At 28.5% G+C, this 19720-nt stretch carries 18 protein-coding genes and 1 pseudogene; 8 read left to right on the top strand and 11 right to left on the bottom strand.

What is annotated here, in order from left to right; translation table 11 throughout:
* The 7 genes from ABIK75_02850 to ABIK75_02880 all read right to left on the bottom strand — a co-directional run.
* Positions 1–841, bottom strand: an 841-nt coding sequence (locus ABIK75_02850) for an LptF/LptG family permease (protein ID MEO0090028.1), incomplete at its 3' end; no start/stop codon positions are given.
* Complete coding sequence (locus ABIK75_02855) at positions 838–2034, bottom strand: LptF/LptG family permease (protein ID MEO0090029.1); 1197 nt, start codon at positions 2032–2034, stop codon at positions 838–840. The genes ABIK75_02850 and ABIK75_02855, both read right to left, overlap by 4 nt.
* The gene (mnmA, locus tag ABIK75_02860) at positions 2009–3121 is read right to left on the bottom strand and encodes a tRNA 2-thiouridine(34) synthase MnmA (protein ID MEO0090030.1); all 1113 of its coding nucleotides are present in this window, start codon (positions 3119–3121) and stop codon (positions 2009–2011) included. The genes ABIK75_02855 and mnmA overlap by 26 nt, the downstream gene beginning before the upstream one ends.
* A complete protein-coding gene (locus ABIK75_02865; protein MEO0090031.1) occupies positions 3106–3363 on the bottom strand; it encodes a hypothetical protein in 258 nt (85 codons plus the stop codon). Before ABIK75_02865 ends, mnmA begins: the two co-directional genes overlap by 16 nt.
* Positions 3360–4001: a sigma-70 family RNA polymerase sigma factor gene (locus ABIK75_02870; protein ID MEO0090032.1), complete on the bottom strand. Its 642-nt coding sequence runs from the start codon at positions 3999–4001 to the stop codon at positions 3360–3362. Before ABIK75_02870 ends, ABIK75_02865 begins: the two co-directional genes overlap by 4 nt.
* Positions 4001–4804 carry a hypothetical protein gene (locus tag ABIK75_02875; GenBank protein MEO0090033.1) on the bottom strand — a complete coding sequence of 268 codons (804 nt, stop codon included), beginning with the start codon at positions 4802–4804 and terminating at the stop codon, positions 4001–4003. The genes ABIK75_02870 and ABIK75_02875 overlap by 1 nt, the downstream gene beginning before the upstream one ends.
* Positions 4801–5223 carry a SoxR reducing system RseC family protein gene (locus ABIK75_02880; GenBank protein ID MEO0090034.1) on the bottom strand — a complete coding sequence of 141 codons (423 nt, stop codon included), beginning with the start codon at positions 5221–5223 and terminating at the stop codon, positions 4801–4803. The genes ABIK75_02875 and ABIK75_02880 overlap by 4 nt, the downstream gene beginning before the upstream one ends.
* A gap of 74 nt (positions 5224–5297) precedes the next feature.
* Between ABIK75_02880 and ABIK75_02885 the strand changes: the two genes are divergently transcribed.
* From ABIK75_02885 to ABIK75_02905, 5 genes and pseudogenes are all read left to right on the top strand, one after another.
* Complete coding sequence (locus tag ABIK75_02885) at positions 5298–5921, top strand: sulfite exporter TauE/SafE family protein (GenBank protein MEO0090035.1); 624 nt, start codon at positions 5298–5300, stop codon at positions 5919–5921.
* A 167-nt stretch (positions 5922–6088) separates the two neighbouring features.
* Positions 6089–7714: an SBBP repeat-containing protein gene (locus ABIK75_02890; GenBank protein ID MEO0090036.1), complete on the top strand. Its 1626-nt coding sequence runs from the start codon at positions 6089–6091 to the stop codon at positions 7712–7714.
* Between the two features lie 111 nt (positions 7715–7825).
* Positions 7826–8806 (top strand): annotated as a pseudogene (gene selD, locus ABIK75_02895) (selenide, water dikinase SelD).
* The gene (amrS, locus tag ABIK75_02900; protein MEO0090037.1) at positions 8793–9812 is read left to right on the top strand and encodes an AmmeMemoRadiSam system radical SAM enzyme; all 1020 of its coding nucleotides are present in this window, start codon (positions 8793–8795) and stop codon (positions 9810–9812) included. The pseudogene selD and the gene amrS overlap by 14 nt, the downstream one beginning before the upstream one ends.
* On the top strand, positions 9803–11971 hold the full coding sequence (locus ABIK75_02905; protein MEO0090038.1) for a hypothetical protein: 2169 nt from the start codon (positions 9803–9805) through the stop codon (positions 11969–11971). Before amrS ends, ABIK75_02905 begins: the two co-directional genes overlap by 10 nt.
* Here the strand turns inward: ABIK75_02905 and ABIK75_02910 are convergent.
* The 4 genes from ABIK75_02910 to ABIK75_02925 form a co-directional block, all read right to left on the bottom strand.
* Positions 11927–12316, bottom strand: coding sequence for a response regulator (locus ABIK75_02910; GenBank protein ID MEO0090039.1), 390 nt, complete (start codon positions 12314–12316; stop codon positions 11927–11929). The two genes, ABIK75_02905 and ABIK75_02910, sit on opposite strands and share 45 nt — an antisense overlap.
* Complete coding sequence (locus ABIK75_02915; GenBank protein MEO0090040.1) at positions 12313–13770, bottom strand: ATP-binding protein; 1458 nt, start codon at positions 13768–13770, stop codon at positions 12313–12315. Before ABIK75_02915 ends, ABIK75_02910 begins: the two co-directional genes overlap by 4 nt.
* 82 nt (positions 13771–13852) lie before the next feature.
* A complete protein-coding gene (locus ABIK75_02920; protein ID MEO0090041.1) occupies positions 13853–14269 on the bottom strand; it encodes an archease in 417 nt (138 codons plus the stop codon).
* Positions 14266–14772, bottom strand: coding sequence for a gamma carbonic anhydrase family protein (locus tag ABIK75_02925; protein ID MEO0090042.1), 507 nt, complete (start codon positions 14770–14772; stop codon positions 14266–14268). The genes ABIK75_02920 and ABIK75_02925 overlap by 4 nt, the downstream gene beginning before the upstream one ends.
* Before the next feature lie 709 nt (positions 14773–15481).
* Between ABIK75_02925 and murJ the strand changes: the two genes are divergently transcribed.
* The 3 genes from murJ to ABIK75_02940 form a co-directional block, all read left to right on the top strand.
* Positions 15482–16864 (top strand): murein biosynthesis integral membrane protein MurJ, encoded by a 1383-nt coding sequence (gene murJ / locus ABIK75_02930; GenBank protein ID MEO0090043.1) that lies wholly within the window; start codon positions 15482–15484, stop codon positions 16862–16864.
* Positions 16858–18183 carry an O-antigen ligase family protein gene (locus tag ABIK75_02935; protein ID MEO0090044.1) on the top strand — a complete coding sequence of 442 codons (1326 nt, stop codon included), beginning with the start codon at positions 16858–16860 and terminating at the stop codon, positions 18181–18183. The genes murJ and ABIK75_02935 overlap by 7 nt, the downstream gene beginning before the upstream one ends.
* Positions 18173–19720, top strand: a 1548-nt coding sequence (locus ABIK75_02940) for a glycosyltransferase (protein MEO0090045.1), incomplete at its 3' end; no start/stop codon positions are given. The genes ABIK75_02935 and ABIK75_02940, both read left to right, overlap by 11 nt.

Raw genomic sequence — 19720 nt, forward strand, 5'->3', positions numbered from 1 at the left:
CTGGATAACTAAACCGACTATGGAAATTTACCATTTCCTTATCCATTTTAAAGCCGGCTTTTTGAAATTTTTTAATTTGGGAATAAAGTTCCAAAAAGTTCATCATCTCTGGTTCTCTCATTTCGGCAAAAAGTTCCTTCGGAGTCTCTTTTAAAAAATCCAAGATTAACGAATCATAATGAGATAAATTATTTTCTCCTTTGAAGAAATCATAACAATAGACATCATAACCGAGCCATTTTCCATCTTTATAGAAAGCAATTTTGCCATCATACCTCTTCTTTAAACCTTTTTTTAAATCCAAAGCCATAATTGAGAAATTCTTCATTGTTCCCGGTAGTAACAACTCTTTAATGTAATAAACGATATTATTTTCACCTAAATAATATACATCGCTCTTACTTCTCTCTTCTTCTTTTTTCCTTTTCTCAATTCGTTCTTTCTTTAAATTCTCAAGATTTATCTTGCTTTTTATCTCAATAACCTCTTGATTAAAAAAGAGAAATAGAGAAAAAATTAAAGAGAGAAAAAAGGGGATTTTAAAAAGGGATTTGGGATTTATTCCCATTGTTTTTAAGATATTTGGCTCATTAAACCTTATTGCCCGACCAAAAACAAAAAATATTGCCAAAATCAATGAAGGACTTAAAAGCAAACTGATAACACTTGGTAAGGTATAAAGATAATAAACTAAAATCTCTCGGTATCCTGTCTGGTATTGAACAAAATAGGAAAGGGATTCAAAAAAATCAATCAAAAGATAGATTGTTGCCAAAGAGAGAAAGGCAAGAAAAGTATATTTTAAGATTTCTTTTCCATAAAAACGATAAATAATCTTCATTCTTTTATCTTTTTGTAAAGAAAATAAACAGCAAAAGGAAGATTAATAACCGTTGGTAACCAGATACCAAAAAGGGCTAATATCTTTCCTCTTAAAACCATTTCCTCAAAAAGTAAAAGTAACACATAGTAAAAGGCAAAATAGACTAAACCAAGAATAAAACTAATTCCGATACTACCTTTTTTAATTACTAAACCTAAGGCAATGCCAAAGAGTAAAAAGAAGATATTGGCAAAACCTAAAGCAGTTTTCTTATGAAACTCTAATAAAAACCTTTCTCTTTCTCTTATTTTATATTTCAATTTTGTTTCCTCTTCTTTAATTCGGGCAGATTTAATCTCTTCATTTATTTTTTCTTTTTTAAAATCTTTAATTTTTCCTTTTAAATTTTTAATCTCTTTATTTATTTCCTTAATATTTTTAAATAGTTGAATAATATTCATCTCTCTTATTGAACGATAACTCCTTTCTCTTCGTACCAATTCGTCTTCGTAGGGAATATTAATAGTATCGATTTCAAATATTATCTGCCGATATCTTTCATTCTTTTCTAATTGGTGGGCTTCACCATTTTTTAAAATGAAAGTAAAATAGTTCTCCTCTTGCTCTTTTAGAATGCCTTCCTTAGCAAAAATAAAGATGGGAGTAATTTCTCCCTCTTTTTTAAAAATTAGAATATCTTTCATCTTACCAGTTTTTTCTTCCAGATAGCCAATATAAATGACATAGGGTGAAAAATCTTCAAAAAAGATCCCTTCTCTAATTTTAATCTGCGGTTTTTTCCTTGCCAAATCTAATAAAAGATTTCTAACCCGAAACTCCGATTCAGGCCATAAAAAATTATTAAAGAAAACCATAAAAAGGGATAAAAAAATAATAAAAAATATTGGTATTTTGATAATTTTAGTAATGTTAATACCGGTAACTTTAAGGGCGATTATCTCGTTATCCTGGGAAAGTCTGCCAAAAGTACTTAGTCCGGCAATTAAAGTAGCCACTGGTAGAATATAGGCTAAAACATAAGGTAAAGAATATAAGGCAATCTCAAACACAATACTCATTTTTACGCCCTTTTTTATTAAAAGGTCAGCAAGAATAAACATCCTATCCATCAGCATAATAAAAGTAAGGACAATTATTGAAAAAATTAAAGGGAAGAGATACTCTTTAATTACCTGTTTTTGAATAATCATCCAATACCTCTAAAATTGTACCGCCACCGAGGACAATTTCATTATTTAAATCATAAAAAACTGCTTTCTGACCAGGAGTTATCGCCCACTGGGGATTTAAAAATTCACAAATTAATATATCTTCTTTAAACTTCTTCACTTTTATTTCGCTCGGTTTATGGACATTCCTTATTTGGCATAAATATTTCTCTTCTTCCAATTTCCAGATTTCTTTTTTAAGCAAAAATCTCTTTTTATAAACCAAATCTTTTCTACCCACATAAATAGCATTATTTTCTTTATCAATCTTTAAGACATAGAGTCTTTCTTTATATGGAATTCTTAATCCCCTCCTTTGACCAATGGTATAGTAATAAATTCCTTTGTGAGTTCCGAAAAGAGTTATCTTATCATTCTCTACGAGATAAATCGGACCTTCTTTATTTAAATTATTCTTCTTTTCTTCTTTTAAAATTTTTAAAATAAAATCACCATACTTCTTATCGGGAATAAAACAGATTTCTTGGCTTTTTTTCTTTTCTGCTACCGGTAAAGAAAGTTTTAAAGCGATTTCTCTTACTTCCTTTTTACTTTTCTCTCCCAAAGGAAAAATAGTTTTTTCTAATATTTCGTCGGTTAAAGGATAAAGAAAATAGGTCTGGTCATCCTTTTTACTCTTCGCCCTTTTTAAAAAATAACTATTACCAATTTTTATAATCTGAGCATAATGACCAGTTGCAATATGAGAAGCCGAAACCTTTTTAGCAAAATCTAAAAGGGCTAAAAATTTGATATAGCGATTACATTCCACACAAGGATTAGGAGTAAAACCAGAAAGATATTTATTAATGAAATCTTCTATTATTAATTTGTTAAATTTTTCTCTTAAATCTATTAAATAATGAGGAATTTTTAACTTTTCCGCACAGATTTGAGCATCTCTTATTCCATAATAGCCACAGCAGATTTTTTCATTCTCTTTTATTGAATATTTATCCCAGATTTGAAAGGTAACACCAATTACGGAATAACCGGCTTCTTTTAGAAGATGAGCGGCAACTGCTGAATCGACACCGCCGCTCATCGCCACCACTACTTTCTTTTCCATTTTTTAATCTTAATATAAGTATGAACCCTTTCCACAACATTTTTTGGTAATTCATAATTGTCTAAACTTCTTAACTCATAAATTATTTTTCGCAAGGATTTAATTAACTTTGTGCATTCCCGACAAACCATCCGATGTTTCTCTAATTCAATAAAAATCTCGGTGGGTAATTCTTCATCCAGATATTCAACAAGGTATTTTTGAAAAACTTCACAATTATATTCAATTTTTTTCTTTCTCATATTTTAATTAAATGTTTAAGTTTTTCTCTCAAAAACAACCTTCCTCGATGAAGGCGGGATTTAACTGCGGGAACAGTAAGTTTTAAAATCTCAGCAATTTCTTTATTGGATAACCCTTCCACATCCTTTAAAAATACTACCGAACGATAAGCGTCCGGCAATTCCTCTAAAGCTCTTCTTACCGCCTCTTGGAGTTGTTTCCGTTGATAAATTATCTCCGGATTCTGAGTTTCATCAGGTATCTCTTGAGGAATCTCTTCATAACCAGGAACATTTTCGTCAAGTGAAACAACCTTCTCTTCTTTGGAACGTTTTTTTAATTTTCTCAAAGAAACATTAACTGCGATCCGATAAAGCCAAGTATAAAAACTTGACCTCTCTTGAAATTTTTTAATAAAACGATAAGCCCTTATCAAGGTCTCTTGTAAAACTTCTGCTGCATCCTCTTCATTATTTAAAAATCGATAGGCTAAATTATAAATCTTTTTTTCGTAGCGACTGATCAACATTTCAAAAGCTTCATCGTTGCCCTCTTTTGCCCTTTTTATCAGTTCGCTTTCGGGTAAAGGTAATGATTTTATTTCTTCTTTAGGTTTTATTAAACTTTTTTTGATTTCTTCGGTGTGTTTACTTAACATTATTTAATCTTTTTCCCCTTTCCTTTTCCCGGAGAATTATCAAAAACTTCCACGATATAATAAATTACCGCTATTGATTTTCTTGGTGATTCTCCATGAAAATAATCGTGAATAAGATTAGCATATTCACAAACATCTTTTTCGTATTCATTAAGATAAGGATTTTTTGGATGTAATAAATGAGCAAGACATTTCAATTTATAAGAAGGAATATCTAAGAAAACTATTGCACAAGCAGGATTTACCATTTGGTTTAAAAAAGTCTGAGTATAAAAATCCTTAGTAGTATATAATTCCAAAGAGACTTGCTTATTTAAATCAAATATTTCTTTACCATTTTTATAAAGGCTTTCTAAAATATTAATCTTTTTTTCAAAAGAGTCATTAAAAGTTTCTTTTAAAAGATTAATAACTTCTTTTATCTTTTCCTTTTTTGGCAAAAACCCCATCCCTTTTACGGCACAATTAATTCCTAATTTTGTATCTTCTCTTTTTGCTCCATAAGTAGCAACAATTCCATTATGGGGACCAGCCCAATCCGGCGGTTCCTTTTTCTTTATTTTTTCAATCATTGATAATCTTCTTTCAAAATTCCATTCTAAAAATCCTTCGGGTAATTCAACAATCTGGAAATCTTGCCATTTGTTATCCACCTTTGCCCGAATAATGCCTTGGTCAATTTTTTTTGTATCAATCGTTTTTTGAATAAAATATTCATTGTTCTTATAAAAATCATATTTTCTATCTTTAAAAGCATTGACAATCAACGGAATAAAAAGAAGAAAAATAGAAAAATCCTTCATTTTTCCTCCTTAATTATTTCTCTTATTTTTGGTAGATATCTTTCTTTTTTTAATAAAAGACTTTGGAAGACTTTCAAAAGAAGCAAGCCGATAAGAAGAAACAGAAAAGAAAATAAAAGGGCATAAATTTCTTTTTTAAAAATAGCAAAACCAACATAGACACCACAAAGTATCCCCAAGATTGGTAAACCAAAAAGAAAGAGAAAGATTAGATCTCTTTTTTCCGGATAATCAATAATAACCAAATCACCAATTTTAGCACCGATGGAATTATAAACTTCCAATTCTCTCTCTTCCTTTTTGGCAAACACCGCACAACCCCCTTTTCCACCACAACCCAAACATTTGGGATTAACACTAACCTTAACAACTGCCCGATTTCCTTTTATTTCTTTGATATAGCCATAAAAACAATCCACCAATAATTTTAATAAGGGATACCATTTAAGTCAAGATTAATTGATTTTTAGTTCCTTTTTCTTTAATTTTTAATATGGATTTAGGTTTTTTTATTAAACCAATCTTATTGGGTTTGGCAAATGGCTATTTCTGTGTTAGTTATTGCCTGCCGGTAGTTTTTCCTTATCTTTTATCAATTGATAGGTTAAAAACAAGTTTAAAATTAATCTTTTATTTTCTTTTTGGTCGTTTGATTGGCTATCTTTTATTTGGCTTATTATTTAGCCTTTTAGGGAAAAATATCTCTTCTTTGATTGCTTTCAAAAGTCTTATTATTCCGCTCCTTTATATTTTTATTTCCCTTTTACTTCTTTTATACGGAATTATTCTTTCTTTTCCCCATATCCCTTTATGCCAAATTTTTAAAAGAGAATTCCATTCTAATTTCTATCTTTTCTTTATCGGTCTTATTATGGGAATAAATCTCTGCCCACCTTTTTTACTTTCCCTTATTAGTGTAATAGAAATGGCAGAAGTAATCAAAGGTCTTTTATTCTTTCTTTTATTTTTCTTAGCAACTTCTATCTATTTTTTTCCATTGATATTTTTCTCTTATTTAACCCGTTATAAGTTAACGAAAATTATTAGCCAAGTAAGCGCAATCTTTGCCGGTGGGTATTTTCTTTTTAAAGGAATAAATGACCTTTTAAAATTCTAAGATTTTTATCTCTAAGAGACAATAGGAAATTATATAGGAGATAGTCATAGGGTTATCCCTATCACTATCTAAGTCTTTGATTTATAAAGATTTATCAGTATATACCCCCTCCCCCTATGCCGAAAATAATTATTGACAAATTCTAAATTCTATATTATATTAAAAAAATGAAGATTAAGATAATAAAATTAAGCAAAAAGATTAATAAATTTATATTGGTGGGATTTTTATTTTTCAATTTAATAGGTTCCTCTCAGGAATGGGTAATCCGTTACAATGGAGAAGATAATCTTCCGGATGGAGCAAAAGCAATTGTTATTGATAGAAATGGTAATATTTATGTTACTGGCGCGAGTACTGGAAGAAATTCTTTTCTTGATATTGTTACAATAAAATATCGACCAAATGGAGAAGTATGCTGGATAACAAGGTTTAACGGACCTGATAATTATGATGACATTCCAGCAAAATTGATATTAGACAAAAAAGGAAATTTGTATATTACCGGAACTACTTATTATCGCCGAGGTATGATTGTGGAAAGTGATTTTGTAACTTTAAAATATGATACCAGTGGAAATTTAATATGGGTAGTTTTCTATGATGGACCAGGAAGTAGTTATTACGATTACGACCAAGCCGTCTCTCTTATAACAGATAGTTTAGGAAATATTTATGTCATCGGACAAAGTTCTGGCGGTATAAGTACTTTTTTAGATTACGCTCTTATTAAATACGATTCTCTTGGTAGGACATTATGGGTAAGAAGATATGAAACAGAATATTGGGATCAACCTTGGGATATTATTTTGGATGACTCTAATAATATTTACATAACCGGCGGAAGCGGTGGAGGTGGACCTACTCATTATGATTATCTAACATTAAAGTATTCGCAAGATGGTGTATTATTAGGAGCAATGTTATATAGTGGTCCGGCTCTTAACTTTGATGTTGCCAGAGCACTCTCCCTTGATTATCAAAAGAATATATATGTCACCGGTACGAGTTGGCTCTCTTCTAATGGAAGGATGGGAATAGTTACTATCAAATATAATCCCGAAGGAAGAATGGTTTGGGAAGCTATATATCCCGATGCTGAGGCACAAGATATTTTAGTAAAAGGAAATAATATTTATATATTAGGTAACGCAATAACTGCTAGTGGTAGTGATATTCTTTTAGTAAAATATAATTCTAATGGTTCAGAGATTTGGTCGCAAACCTATAATGGACCGGTTTCCGGAGATGATTATGGAGTTAAAATAGTATTAGATAATCTTGAAAATATCTATCTTACCGGTATAAGTCCTGGAGAAAATGGAAATGATTATGTAATTATCAAATATGACTCTGGAGGTCAAAGATTATGGATAAGAAGGTATGACTGGGGTAATGATGACAATCCTTATGATATAGAAATAGATACTTTTAATAATATTTTAATAACCGGCGAAAGTTACGATACTCTAACCTCTTGGGATTATTTAACAATAAAATATTCTAACACAAGTGAAATAGTTGAAAAGGAAAATTTAATTTCTAAGATTGATTTAAAAATTATTCAGGAGTTAGAAATTATCAAGATTGAATATTGGCTACCAAGAAAAACAAAAATGGCTTTAAAGTTCTATAACCCTTTGGGCAAATTGGTAAAAATTATTAGTAAAATAGAAGAAAAAGGGAATCATACTGAATATTTAAGAAAAAATAATCTGAATAACGGAATTTATCTTCTGGTATTAGAGATTCCTTATTCTAAAATAATAAAGAAATTTCCTGTCTTAAAGTAAGTCTATTTATTGACAATTATTATTCCCTAATGTATAATTAAGGTTATGGCAAAAGAGATAAAAAATTTATTGGACACAATTTTGTGTCCGGGTTGAGCATCAAAGTTTAATCAGACGCAGTTAGCGTCGGTATTGGATAAATTACCTAAAATAAGAGATAGGAGGATTATTGTTGGCTTTAATACGGCTGATGATGCCGGCGTCTTTCAGATTAGTAGAAATAAGGCGATTGTCCAAACGGTTGATGTTTTTGCACCGGCTATTGATGACCCCTATCTTTTTGGTCAGATTGCTGCCTGTAATTCTTTAAGTGATATCTATGCAATGGGTGGTAAGCCATTATTGGCAATGAATGTTGTTGGCTTCCATCCAAAATATCCCTTAGATTGGTTTAGCAAGATGCTTCTTGGTGCTCAAAAGAAAGCAAAAGAGGCAAATACTTTTATTGTCGGCGGACATACCTTTGTTTCCGAACAGGTAATGTTTGGTTTAGCAGTTACCGGTTTTATCCATCCGAAGAAAATTATTACCAATGCTAATGCGAAACCTAATGATTATTTAATATTAACAAAACCATTAGGCGTAGAAATTTTTTCTTATGCCTTATTAAGAAATATTAAGATTTCTGATAAACTATATAAAAGTGCTGTAAAATCAATGACAACTTTAAATGATAAAGCATCTGAAGCAATGGTAAAGGTTGGTGTTTCATCGGCTACCGATATTACTGGTTTTGGTCTTATTGGCCATTTATATGAAATGATAAAAGCAAGTAAAGTTGGTGCAGAAATTTATGCTTCTAATTTACCTGTCTTGCCCGATGTTCTTGATTTAATAAAAAGTGGAATAATTGGTGCTGGTTATGGGATGAATTTCTCTTCTTTTAGTAATTATGTTGTTTTTGAGGATAGAATCGATGAAGCATATAAAATCCTTATTTTTTCTTCGGAAACTTCTGGCGGACTTCTAATCTCGGTTTCCGAAAAAAAATTACCAAAATTAAAAAAGGAGTTAAGAAAAAATAAAATAAATTATAAAATAATCGGTAGAATTGTTAAAGACCATCCTTGTACTATTTTTGTTAGAAAGTAGTTTAAAGGAGGCGTTATTCTATAAAAAATTAGAGAATAATAAAGTCCAATGTCAATTATGTTTTCGCCAATGTATCATTTTAGAGAATAAAACTGGCTTTTGCCGAACAAGAGAAAATAAAAAAGGAAGACTTTATAGTTTAGTTTATAACCATCCCCAAGCAATCCAAATTGACCCGATTGAAAAAGAGCCAATGTACCATTTTCTTCCTGGTACAGAAATTTTATGTATCGGTACGGTTGGTTGTAATTTTGTCTGCCAGCATTGTCATAATTGGCATCTCTCACAAGCCAGTTTTAAAAAAGAAGAGAGTTATTTTTTAACTCCAAAAGATATTATTGAAATGGCAAAAAGAAAAAATATTAAAACTATCTCTTTCACTTATAACGAGCCAACTGTCTTTTATGAATATATTTTAGATATTGCCAAAGAGGCAAAGAAGAATAACATTAATATCATCTGGCATTCCAATGGTGCGATTAATAAAGAACCCTTATTAACCCTTTTAGAATATACTGATGGAGTAACTATTGATTTTAAGGGAATTAATAACGAGATATTAATGAAAATGTCCAAAGCGAAAATTGATAATACCTTAAAAACATTGAAAACAATTAAAGAGAAAGGAAAATGGTTAGAAATTGTCAACCTTTTAATTCCAACTATAAATGACCAAGAAGAGAATATAAGGGAACTATGTAAATGGATAAAAGAGAATTTAGGAGATGATATTCCGGTTCATTTTACCCGTTATTTTCCCAATTATAAATTAACAATACCACCAACACCAATTTCTACCTTAGAAAAGGCATATCAGATTGCCAAAGAAATTGGTTTGAAATATGTTTATCTTGGCAATGTGCCTGGTCATAAATATAATTCAACCTATTGTCCAAAATGTAATAAGAGATTAATCCACCGGATTCATTTTACGGTTATAGAAAATAAAATAAAAAATGGCAAATGTCCTTTTTGTCATACCTTAATTTGTGGTAAATGGGAATAAGAAAAGATATTATTTTTATTATCATCACTGGTTTTTCCGGTATTGTTGCCCAATTACTTTTGATAAGAGAAATGTTTATTATCTATTATGGTAATGAATTTACTTTAGGAATAATTTTAGCAAATTGGCTTATTTTAGAAGCCTTGGGAAGTTTTTATTTAGGAAGAAAGATAAAAAATTATAATCTCTTAATAATTATTTTTCTTATCTCACTACCTTTTTCTTTAACTATTTTAAGAAATCTTAAAAATATTCTATCTTTACCTTTTGGTCAAACAATTCCAATCCATTTGGTTTTTCTCTCTTCTTTATTTATTCTTTTTCCGGTAAGTATTTCCCACGGTGCTTTATTTACCTGTTTTGCCCAGTACTTATCTTATGAAAAAAGTGTTGCCTTAACTTATATTTACGAAACCTTGGGAACTATTCTTGGTGGTTTTATTTTCACTTTTCTCTTAATCAAATACTTTAATTCTTTTTCAATTATTGCCTTAATTATTTTTTTAAACCTATTAATCCTTATTATAAATTATAAAAAGCAAACTATCTTTCTTCTTTTAATTCCTTATATTTTCTTTCTTTATTTCTTAGAAAAAATTGAAAAGAGAACAATTAAAAGCCAATGGCAAAATCGAGAAGTTGTTTATTATCATAATTCTCTTTATGGCAATATTACTGTTTTAAAAGATAAAGAACAATATACCTTTTTCCATAATAGTATTCCAATTATTGTTACTCCCACTCCTTATATTGCTTCTTGCCAAGATTTTATCCATCTTCCCCTTTTGTTATATCTCGCGCAAGATAAAAAAGAGGATTTAAAGGTTCTTTTTATCAGTGGTGGTGTTGGTGGTAATATTTATGAACTTTTGCGTTATAAAAATTTAGATATTGACTATTTAGAAATTGACCCAGAGATTTTTAAGGTATTAAAGAAATTTAAAACCAATTTGACCGAAAAAGAATTAAATAATGAGAGATTAAAAATTTACCATCTTGATGCCCGTTATTTTTTGAGAAGATATAAGAAAAATTATGATTTAATTTATTTAGGAATAAAAGAGATACCCGATTTACAAATTGCCCGTTTATTTACCTTAGAATTTTTTATTTTTTTAAAAGAAAATCTAAAAGAAAATGGCTTCTTTATCTTTTCTCTACCTGGCTCTTTAACCTATTTACCAATTGAATTGAAATTACTAACAAAGACTTTGATAAATACCTTAGAGAAGGTTTTTTCTAATATAATAATTATTCCTGGCGAAGAAAATATCTTTATTGCTACTGATAATAAAAATATCTTCCAAGATAAAATTCTTTCTCTAATAAAATCTTCTTTAAAATATTTAGAAAATAAGGAAGATTTGATTATTAATGAAACCTATTTAACCCTGCGCCTTTCCGAAAGATATTTTGATTTTTTAAATTCTCAGATGAGAAATATTAAAGGAAAGATAAACTCCGATTTTTCACCGATTGCCCTCTATTATTTTCTATCCTATTTTAACTCCCACTTCTCTCCTTTCTTTCAAAAACTCTTTCTCTTCTTAGAAAGAATAAAATTTTCTTTTATAATCTTATTTATTATTATTCTCTCTCTTTTCTTTAATCTTATTAAAAAAAGTAAAAGAAAAACTCTTGCCTTTCTCATTTTTTCTACCGGTTTTTATAGTTTAATCTTTTCGCTTCTTATCTCCTTTTCTTTTCAAATTGTTTATGGTTATCTTTATTATCAGATTGGACTTTTAACAACTGCCTTTATGGCGGGAATTGCCTTGGGAAGTTATTTTACAACAAGAAAAGATAATTCCTATCTTTATTTAATTCTTTTTGAGATTCTTTTAATCTTATTTTCCCTTTTCTTTCTCTTTCAATTAAAGGCAATCTATAATCTCTCACCTTTTTTATTTATTTTTTTAGCTTTCTTTTGTGGCTTTCTTTGTGGTGGCGAATTTCCTTTGGCGACTTTTCTTTATGAAGAGGAAAATAAAGGGAAAATTGCCGGTATTTTATATAGTTCTGACTTACTTGGTGGTTTTCTTGGCGGTATTTTAGGAAGTAATTTTCTCATTCTCTTATTTGGTATTTATCAAACCTTAATTATTATTACCCTTTTAAAACTTTTGAGCCTCTTTTTCTTTTTTATAATCAGAAGATAACTGTTCTTCTATTTTACAAATAATTTGGGAGAAATTATAAGGCTTTTCTATGAAATCTTTTATTCCCATATTTTTTAATTTTTCTTTTCTCTTTTCATCAACAAAACCAGAAAGAAAGATAACTTTTATATTCTTTTTTGTCTCTCTCATTTTTTTAAAAATTTCTATTCCATCCATTCCCGGCATCACAATATCCATAATTACCAAATCAAAATCATTTTCTTTAAATTTATCTAATGCCGCAAAACCATCTTCCACATATTCTACTTGAAATCCTTTCAATTCCAATAATTCTTTTAAGGTGAAACCTAATTCAAAATTATCATCTACTAAAAGAATTTTCATTCTCCCTTTAATAAGGTAATTACGACATCCGTTCCTTTACCTTCTTGCGAAAAAATTTCTATCTCACCATTATTCAATTCTAAAAGATATTTTACCAAACCTAAACCGAAACCCATCCCTTTTTCTTTAGTAGTATAAAAGGGCTCAAAAATCTTTTTCAAGTCTTTCTTTTTTATTCCGCAGCCATTATCCGAAAATATTATTCTTACCTTACTATCTTTTTCTTCATTAATAATCTTTATTAAGCCATTTTCTTTAATACTTTCGACACTATTTTTAATAATATTTTTAAAAACATACCTTAATTGATTCCTGTTTCCTAAAACCTTTGACTTATTATTTAAAGAATATTCTATTTTAATATGAGGCGGAATAGCCATATCTTTTGTTATTTCGTCAATCAAATCTTTCACATCAACCGACTCTTTCTCACCTTTCTCTCCTTTAGAAATCTTTAGAAAAGTATCAATTGTTTTGGTAATATTTTCTGTTGCCTTTTCCATTATTTCTAAATAAGTTTTTCTTTTATTCTCATCTTTTATCTCTTTTAAAAGATAAAAACAATTTTTTATTGTCGCCAAAGGATTTTTCAATTCGTGAACAATAAAACCCATTATCTTTCCTAAAAAAACTAACTGTTTTTCCTTCTCTTCTTTTATCTTTCTTTTCCCTTCTTTAACTAATAAAAAGATTAAAGCATATAAACAACCAATAGTCAAAAACCAAGCAGGAGTAATATACTTTCCTAATTTTTTATAAATTGATTTTTCGGAAGAATTTATTTTTAAATAGATAACTGGTTTATCTTGATAATCAGTTAGAAAAATAACCCTTTCTTTATCATCATCCAAATTAGTAATCTCAAAATCTTCTCTTACCTCTTTTTTAATCTCCTTTAATCTTTCATTATCAATAATCCTGCCAATGAAAATAAAACCAGCATATTCACCTTCTTGTTTTGCATCTTCACTTTTATTAATTAAAGAGGCAGCAATATTTAAAATTGTATCTTTATTTAATTTTAAAAAGAAACTGAGATTTTTTCTTTTTATAATTTCGGGGATAATTTCTTTACAATCAAAAAGGAGAGGAGAAGTAGAATAAAAAGGATTTCCTTCTTTATCAAAAATATAACCAAAATCTAATTTAACAACTGGTAACCAATCATCAAAGTTTTCTTTAAACCATTCTTTGTTTAATTTTCCCGTTTTTACCTGCCAAAAGAGTTCTGACCAAACACCTAATTCTAAGATCTGATGCCTCAAAGCCTCTTTTCTATTCTCAAAATATTGTTCTAACCTATCTTTGCTATGCTCTAATTCAAGTTTTTCTAAATCTTTTATGGCTTTTAAAACACTTGAAAAACTTATTAAAAAAAAGATGATAGTTAAGAAAATTAATAGATAGGAGAAAACATTTATTTTTTCCGGAAGCCTTATCACCCTCCCCTCCATTTCTCCCCCCAGATACAAATATTATAACAAAAATTTGTATTTTGTCAATAGGTATTAGTAAATGTGTTAAGAGAATAATAATTTACACATCAAAGATAACAGTTGCCTTATAAATATCTTCTTTTTTGATAGAAAATAGGTGGTAGGTAGGTGTTTTCAATTCAATCTTTATTGGGTGCTTTTCTTTATTAAATTTTTCGCCAACCAAAATTCCGGTTAACTTTTTATAATCTTTTTCAATTTGTAGATTTTTAATATTTTTTCCTAAAAAATATTCCGTTGAAAAAATAAAAATTAACTCCCTTAAAAAATTCATAAACAAATCTTCTAAATCTTCACCTTCAATACTAATCTCTCTTTCAATAACTTCTTCAACCTTTTCAATGTCAGTAAGATTATCCGTAACACAATAAAGGGCATTTAAAAAAAGTTCTTCAATTGTCTTGCCATAAATTTCAACACCCAAATCAGAAGTATGAGGAATTAATTTATATCTCATAAATTTTTATAAATCTTTGCCAATTGATAATAATGAGTAGCAGCATCTTTTATCATTTTAATATCTTCTTCTTTTAATTCTCTTTTCACACTGCCCGGCACGCCAGCAACCAAAGTATTCGCTGGAACAAGGAAATTCTCTTTAATAACACTACCAGCAGCAACTATTGAATTTTCACTTATCACCGCACCGTTTAAAATAATCGCTCCCATACCAATCATCACATTATCACCAATTTTACATCCGTGAATTATTGCCCGATGACCAATACTAACATAATTACCAATCTCTAAAATAAAACCTTTATCCGTATGTAAAACAGTATAATCTTGGATATTAGTATATTCACCAATTTTAATCTTTTCGGTATCTGCTCTGATTATTGTGCCAAACCAAATACTGCTACCTTTTCCAATTTCCACATCACCAATTATAATTGCATTAGGAGCAATATAAACCGAATCATCAATCTTTGGTTTCTTAGAAAGGAAATCCTTTATCATAAATATAAAATAACAAAAATAAAATTTATTTCAAATTTTCTAAAAATAGATTTGTTAAGAATGGTTAGCAAAAAATATAAAAGCACTAACTTAGGATATAAATATCTTATAAAATTGAAATCACTTTTTAGAAAATTATTCTATTTATTTCTAAAAATTTATACGGAGAATTTATTGATTTCTTAATTCTTATCATAAATTATTATATTTTCCTTTATTATCTTTTTATCAATAATAAGAATTAGTTACTATAATATCTCCTATACAGCTCCCTATTCAATAGAAAATAAAACCCTCCTGTCATATTAAAGTAGAGTTAATAAAAATTAAAATGATTTTCTTATTTATCTTTTAATAACTCCTTTAATACCTCCTCTTTTAATCTGTTTTTTAATACTTTTATCCTTTGATAATTATCTCTTACCATAATATCCCCTTCTATATATAAAACGAAAAACACCCCCTTTAGGTTACCACTTTTTTTAATTAAAATTTTTATTGTCTCATTTTATTAAGTAATTGAAATTATATAACTTACAATTAAAATAAATTTAATTCCAAAAACTGTCGCATTTCTCCTTCTTTTTTATTATCTTTACCATTCTTTCTTAATTAACTAAGTCATTTATTTTCAATAACTTAATTATCTTTTAAATCAATTAAATGGCACAGAATTTTTATATAAAAATTTATAAGTGGGATGCGTATTATGATGGTAAATGGTAAATTAATTCTAAAAAAAGTTTTATTCTCCCAAAGCATCTTCTTATCAACGGGAATAATGGTAATTGGTTTAGTTTTAAGTAAATCATTAGGTTTTTTAAGGGAAATATTTGTTGCGAAAATTTTTGGTGTTTCTTATTTGTGTGATGCCTATTTAATAGCAATTCTTTTTCCAATTTCCATTATGGGAGCGATAAGTCAAGCAATTGGAGTCTCTCTTATTCCGATATTTTCCAAAAAAGATTTCAATATTTATTACTTATATCTTTTGATTATTTCTTTTCTATCCTTTCTCATTTCCTTTATTGTTTATCTTTCGCCATCAATTGTTATTAATATTTTAGGACAGGGATTTCCTTTTGATGTAAAGGAAATTTCTAAATTCCTTTTGAAAAATATGGCACCGGCAATATTTTTCATTGGTGTTTCCGGATTTTTTAATGCCTTTTCTTATGTAAATAAGAATTATCTATTCCCTGCTCTTTCGGGAATTTTGTATAATCTCTCTTTAATCTTTGGTCTTACTGTTTTGTATAAGAATTTTAATCTTTTGGGTCTTTCCTGGGGAGTTAACATTGCCTCTTTTCTCTTTACCCTTTTACCAATTTTATTCTTCTTTAGAAAAAGACCAATTGAGAAAGATTTAAATATTTTCCGAGTCTTTTCCGAGACGAAAATATTATTCTTATCTTTTCTACCCTATCTTTTGGTAAGTTCCCTTTCTCAAATTAATGTAATGATTGACAAAATGATCGCTTCTTTTTTAAGTGAAGGAAGCATTTCGGCTTTAAATTTTGCTTACAAAATTGTTGAAACACCAATTTCGATATTTGGTTTTGCTTTAGCAACTGTTTTAATGCCTTTCTTTTCTGAAAAGGCTTATAATGGCGAAAAAGAAAAAATTGTTGAGACACTAAACAAATCTTTATCTTTCCTTTTCTATCTTATTATTCCGATAATAATTATTTTTTTATGGGCAAGTGAAACAATTGTAAAGATTGTTTATTTTCGTGGTGCCTTTGATGAAAAGGCATTATTTATGACCAAAGAATCATTAATCTTTTATTCTTTAGGACTTTTTGCCTATTGTAGTAATTTAATCCTTCTCCGTGTTTATTGGTCAATCAACAGAATTAAAATACCGATAATCGTAAGTATTTTCGCTTTGTTTCTCAATTTAATATTAGACTTGATTTTGGGCAAATTTTTATCTTATAGAGGATTGGCTTTAGCAACTTCTCTATCGGGTATTTTCCGTTTTGCTCTTTTACTTATCTTTCTCCAAGTTTATTTCCAAACAAATTTCCAATTGGCTAAGAATTTATTAAAGCCCCTTTTAGCAATTATTTTAAAAATAAAATTATGGTAACGAGTAAAAAAAGTTTAAATCTTATTTTTATTGGCTTTATTACCTTAATTCTTCTTTTGTTTTTTATTCTAACTCAAAAATATAATCTTTTAATCTCCTTTTCTTTATTTTTAATTCCGATAGCAATAGTTTTGATTTTCTTTTATCCGGAAATTGGCTTAAACCTAATGATTACTGAACCTCTTCTTTATTTTATTCTGCCAATTTTACCAATTGCTGAAGGTTTCAAAAGAGCAGGAATTATAATTTTTGTTTTTCTTATCCTTATCCTTACTTTCTTCTATTCTGTTTATAAAAAACCGCAAACTATTAACAATCTTTCTTATTTAATTAAAGAGCCAATTTATCTTTTATTAATTTTGATTGGTGTTGCTTTATTTATCAGTGTATTAAGATTACCTTTTGCCTTTTCCGAATATGGCTATGTAAAATTTTTCTCCTATCTTTTACTTTCTTTGCTACCCTCTTTTAGTTTACTATTTATCAAGGAAGATAAGAAATTAAAGAGATTTATTTACTTTTTAATTTTCTTCCTTTCCTTATTTTTTATCTACGTTCTCTTTAAAATATTAAGGGAAGGATTAGAAAATGTGTTAGAAAATGAAATTATTCCCTACCGCTTAGGTTTTTCTTTAAGTGTTGTTACCTTTGGTCGCTGGGCAGGAATTGGTGTCTTCTCCTTATTCCTTTTATTTTTCACCGAAAAAAATCGTTTAATAAAGATTTTATCTTTTATTTTGATACCTCTCTTCCTCTATCTTCTTTTATTATCCGGAACAAGAGGTGCAATCCTTGCTTTATTTGTTTGCCTATTTATCTTTTTCTTCTTAAAGATAAGAAACTTAAAAGAAAAAATTATCTTTGTTTTCTTATTTATCTTTCTCTTCTTTATTTTTTATTCTTTATTACCAACAATGATTGCGGAAAGATTAACCTATTTTGAAGACGAAAGTAGTATTAACCGCTTAGAAACCATCTCCCTTGCCTTTAAAAACTTTTTAGATTCGCCAATTCTTGGTAAAGGGTTGGGAAGTTTTCCTTATTATACTTACAATTTTCTCTATCCTCATAATATTTTTGCGGAATTTGCTTCCGAAACTGGTTTCTTGGGTTTAATTCCTTTTATTATTTATATTCTCCTTTGTTTCAAAAAAGTGTTTAAGAAATTTCAAGAAAAAAGTTTGATTTCTCTCTTTCCGGCTTTCCTTTTCATTTACGCTTTTATTCACAGCCAATTTTCTTTTGATATCGGCAATAACTTTTTACTATTTTTTGCTGGTGCTTTTTTAACTTTAAAAGGAGATAATAATGAGCAATAAAATTCTTATGTTAGAAGATATAAATTTAAAAACTTATGATGGTGCTACTGCCCATTTTTGGGGTGTTTATTCTGGCTTTAAAAAATTGAACATCTATCCTATTGTTCTTTTGCCAAAACCTTATCCCCAAGATAATAATTTTAAAAAGGATTTCCTATTCTATCCCTCTTTTGGTGATTACTCTAAAAAGTTAAGTAAACTTCGCTATTTAATTAGTCTCTTTTATTTTATCAAAATAATAGTTAAAAATAAAATAAAGATTATTTATTGTCGTTATACTCCTTTATTTACTCTCCATCTAATAATCGGCAAAATTATAAAAAGAAAAATAATTTTAGAAATAAACAACACATTAACCGATTTTAAAATTAGAAGGAATTTTAAAGATTTTGTTTATTCATTTATAAAAGGATTATATCTCATTTCTACAAAAATTGCTTCAAAAATAATCGTGGTTTCTTCCGGAATGAGAAAGGATTTAATAAAATTGAAAGTTAAAAAAGAGAAAATTTATCTTATCCCTAACGGCACAAATCCGGAAATTTTTAAACCAATTAAAATCAATAAAAATAATTCTCATTTCTATATCGGTTTAATTTCTAAAATAGATAATTACCATGATTTCCAAAAGATAATTGAGGTTGGTGAATTATTAAAAGATTACAAAGATATTAAATTTTTAATCGTTGGCAAATTAGAAAAGAAAGAAATAATAAATTTAATAAAAGATAAAAATCTTTCTGATAAATTTATCTTTTTAGGCGAAATTCCTTATGAGAAAGCACCGCTCTATATCAACCAATTTGATATTGCCTTATTATCAACACCTAAAAATCTCTGCGGCTATACTTCACCAATTAAACTTTTTGATTATGCTGGCTGCGGCCGAATAATTCTCTGCGATAAAGAACTTATTAAAAAAGAGAAAAGTTTAAAAGGCATCCCAATTATTCCTTATAGTTCCGCAGAGGATTTAAGAAATAAAATTTTAGCAATTAAAAATAAATATGAATATTATTTAGAAAATTATGGACGAAAAGCGAGGCTCGCCGTTTTAAAAAGATATAATTGGATAAAAATCTGCGAAAAATCTTTAAAAGGGATTTATAAAAAAGATTCTTCTAATATTAAGAAAGAAAAACCAGTTATTTTACAAGTAATTGGCAATTTAAGTGGTGGTGGTGCCCAAAGCCTGCTTTTAAATTTCTTAAAGGAGAAAGAAGCAAAAAAATTTGAATATCATATTTTTACTTTAAAGAAAAAGTATTCGTTAAAGACATTTATATCACTAATTAAAACAATAAAAAAACTGAAACCAAAAATTATCCACGCCCATCTCTTTCCGGAATTATATTATACTGCCTTTGCCTCTTTCTTTTATAAAAAAGCAAAATATATTTATACCGAGCATAATATTTTTAACCGCCGACAAAAATATAAAATCCTCTATCCCTTAGAAAAATTTGTCTATCGGCGATACGATAAAATTATTGCCTGTGCCAATATGGTAAAAGAAAGATTAATCTCTTATTTACCC

The organism is candidate division WOR-3 bacterium (assembly GCA_039801725.1).
Taxonomy (GTDB): Bacteria; Hydrothermota; Tepidihabitantia; order Tepidihabitantales; family DTDR01; genus DTDR01.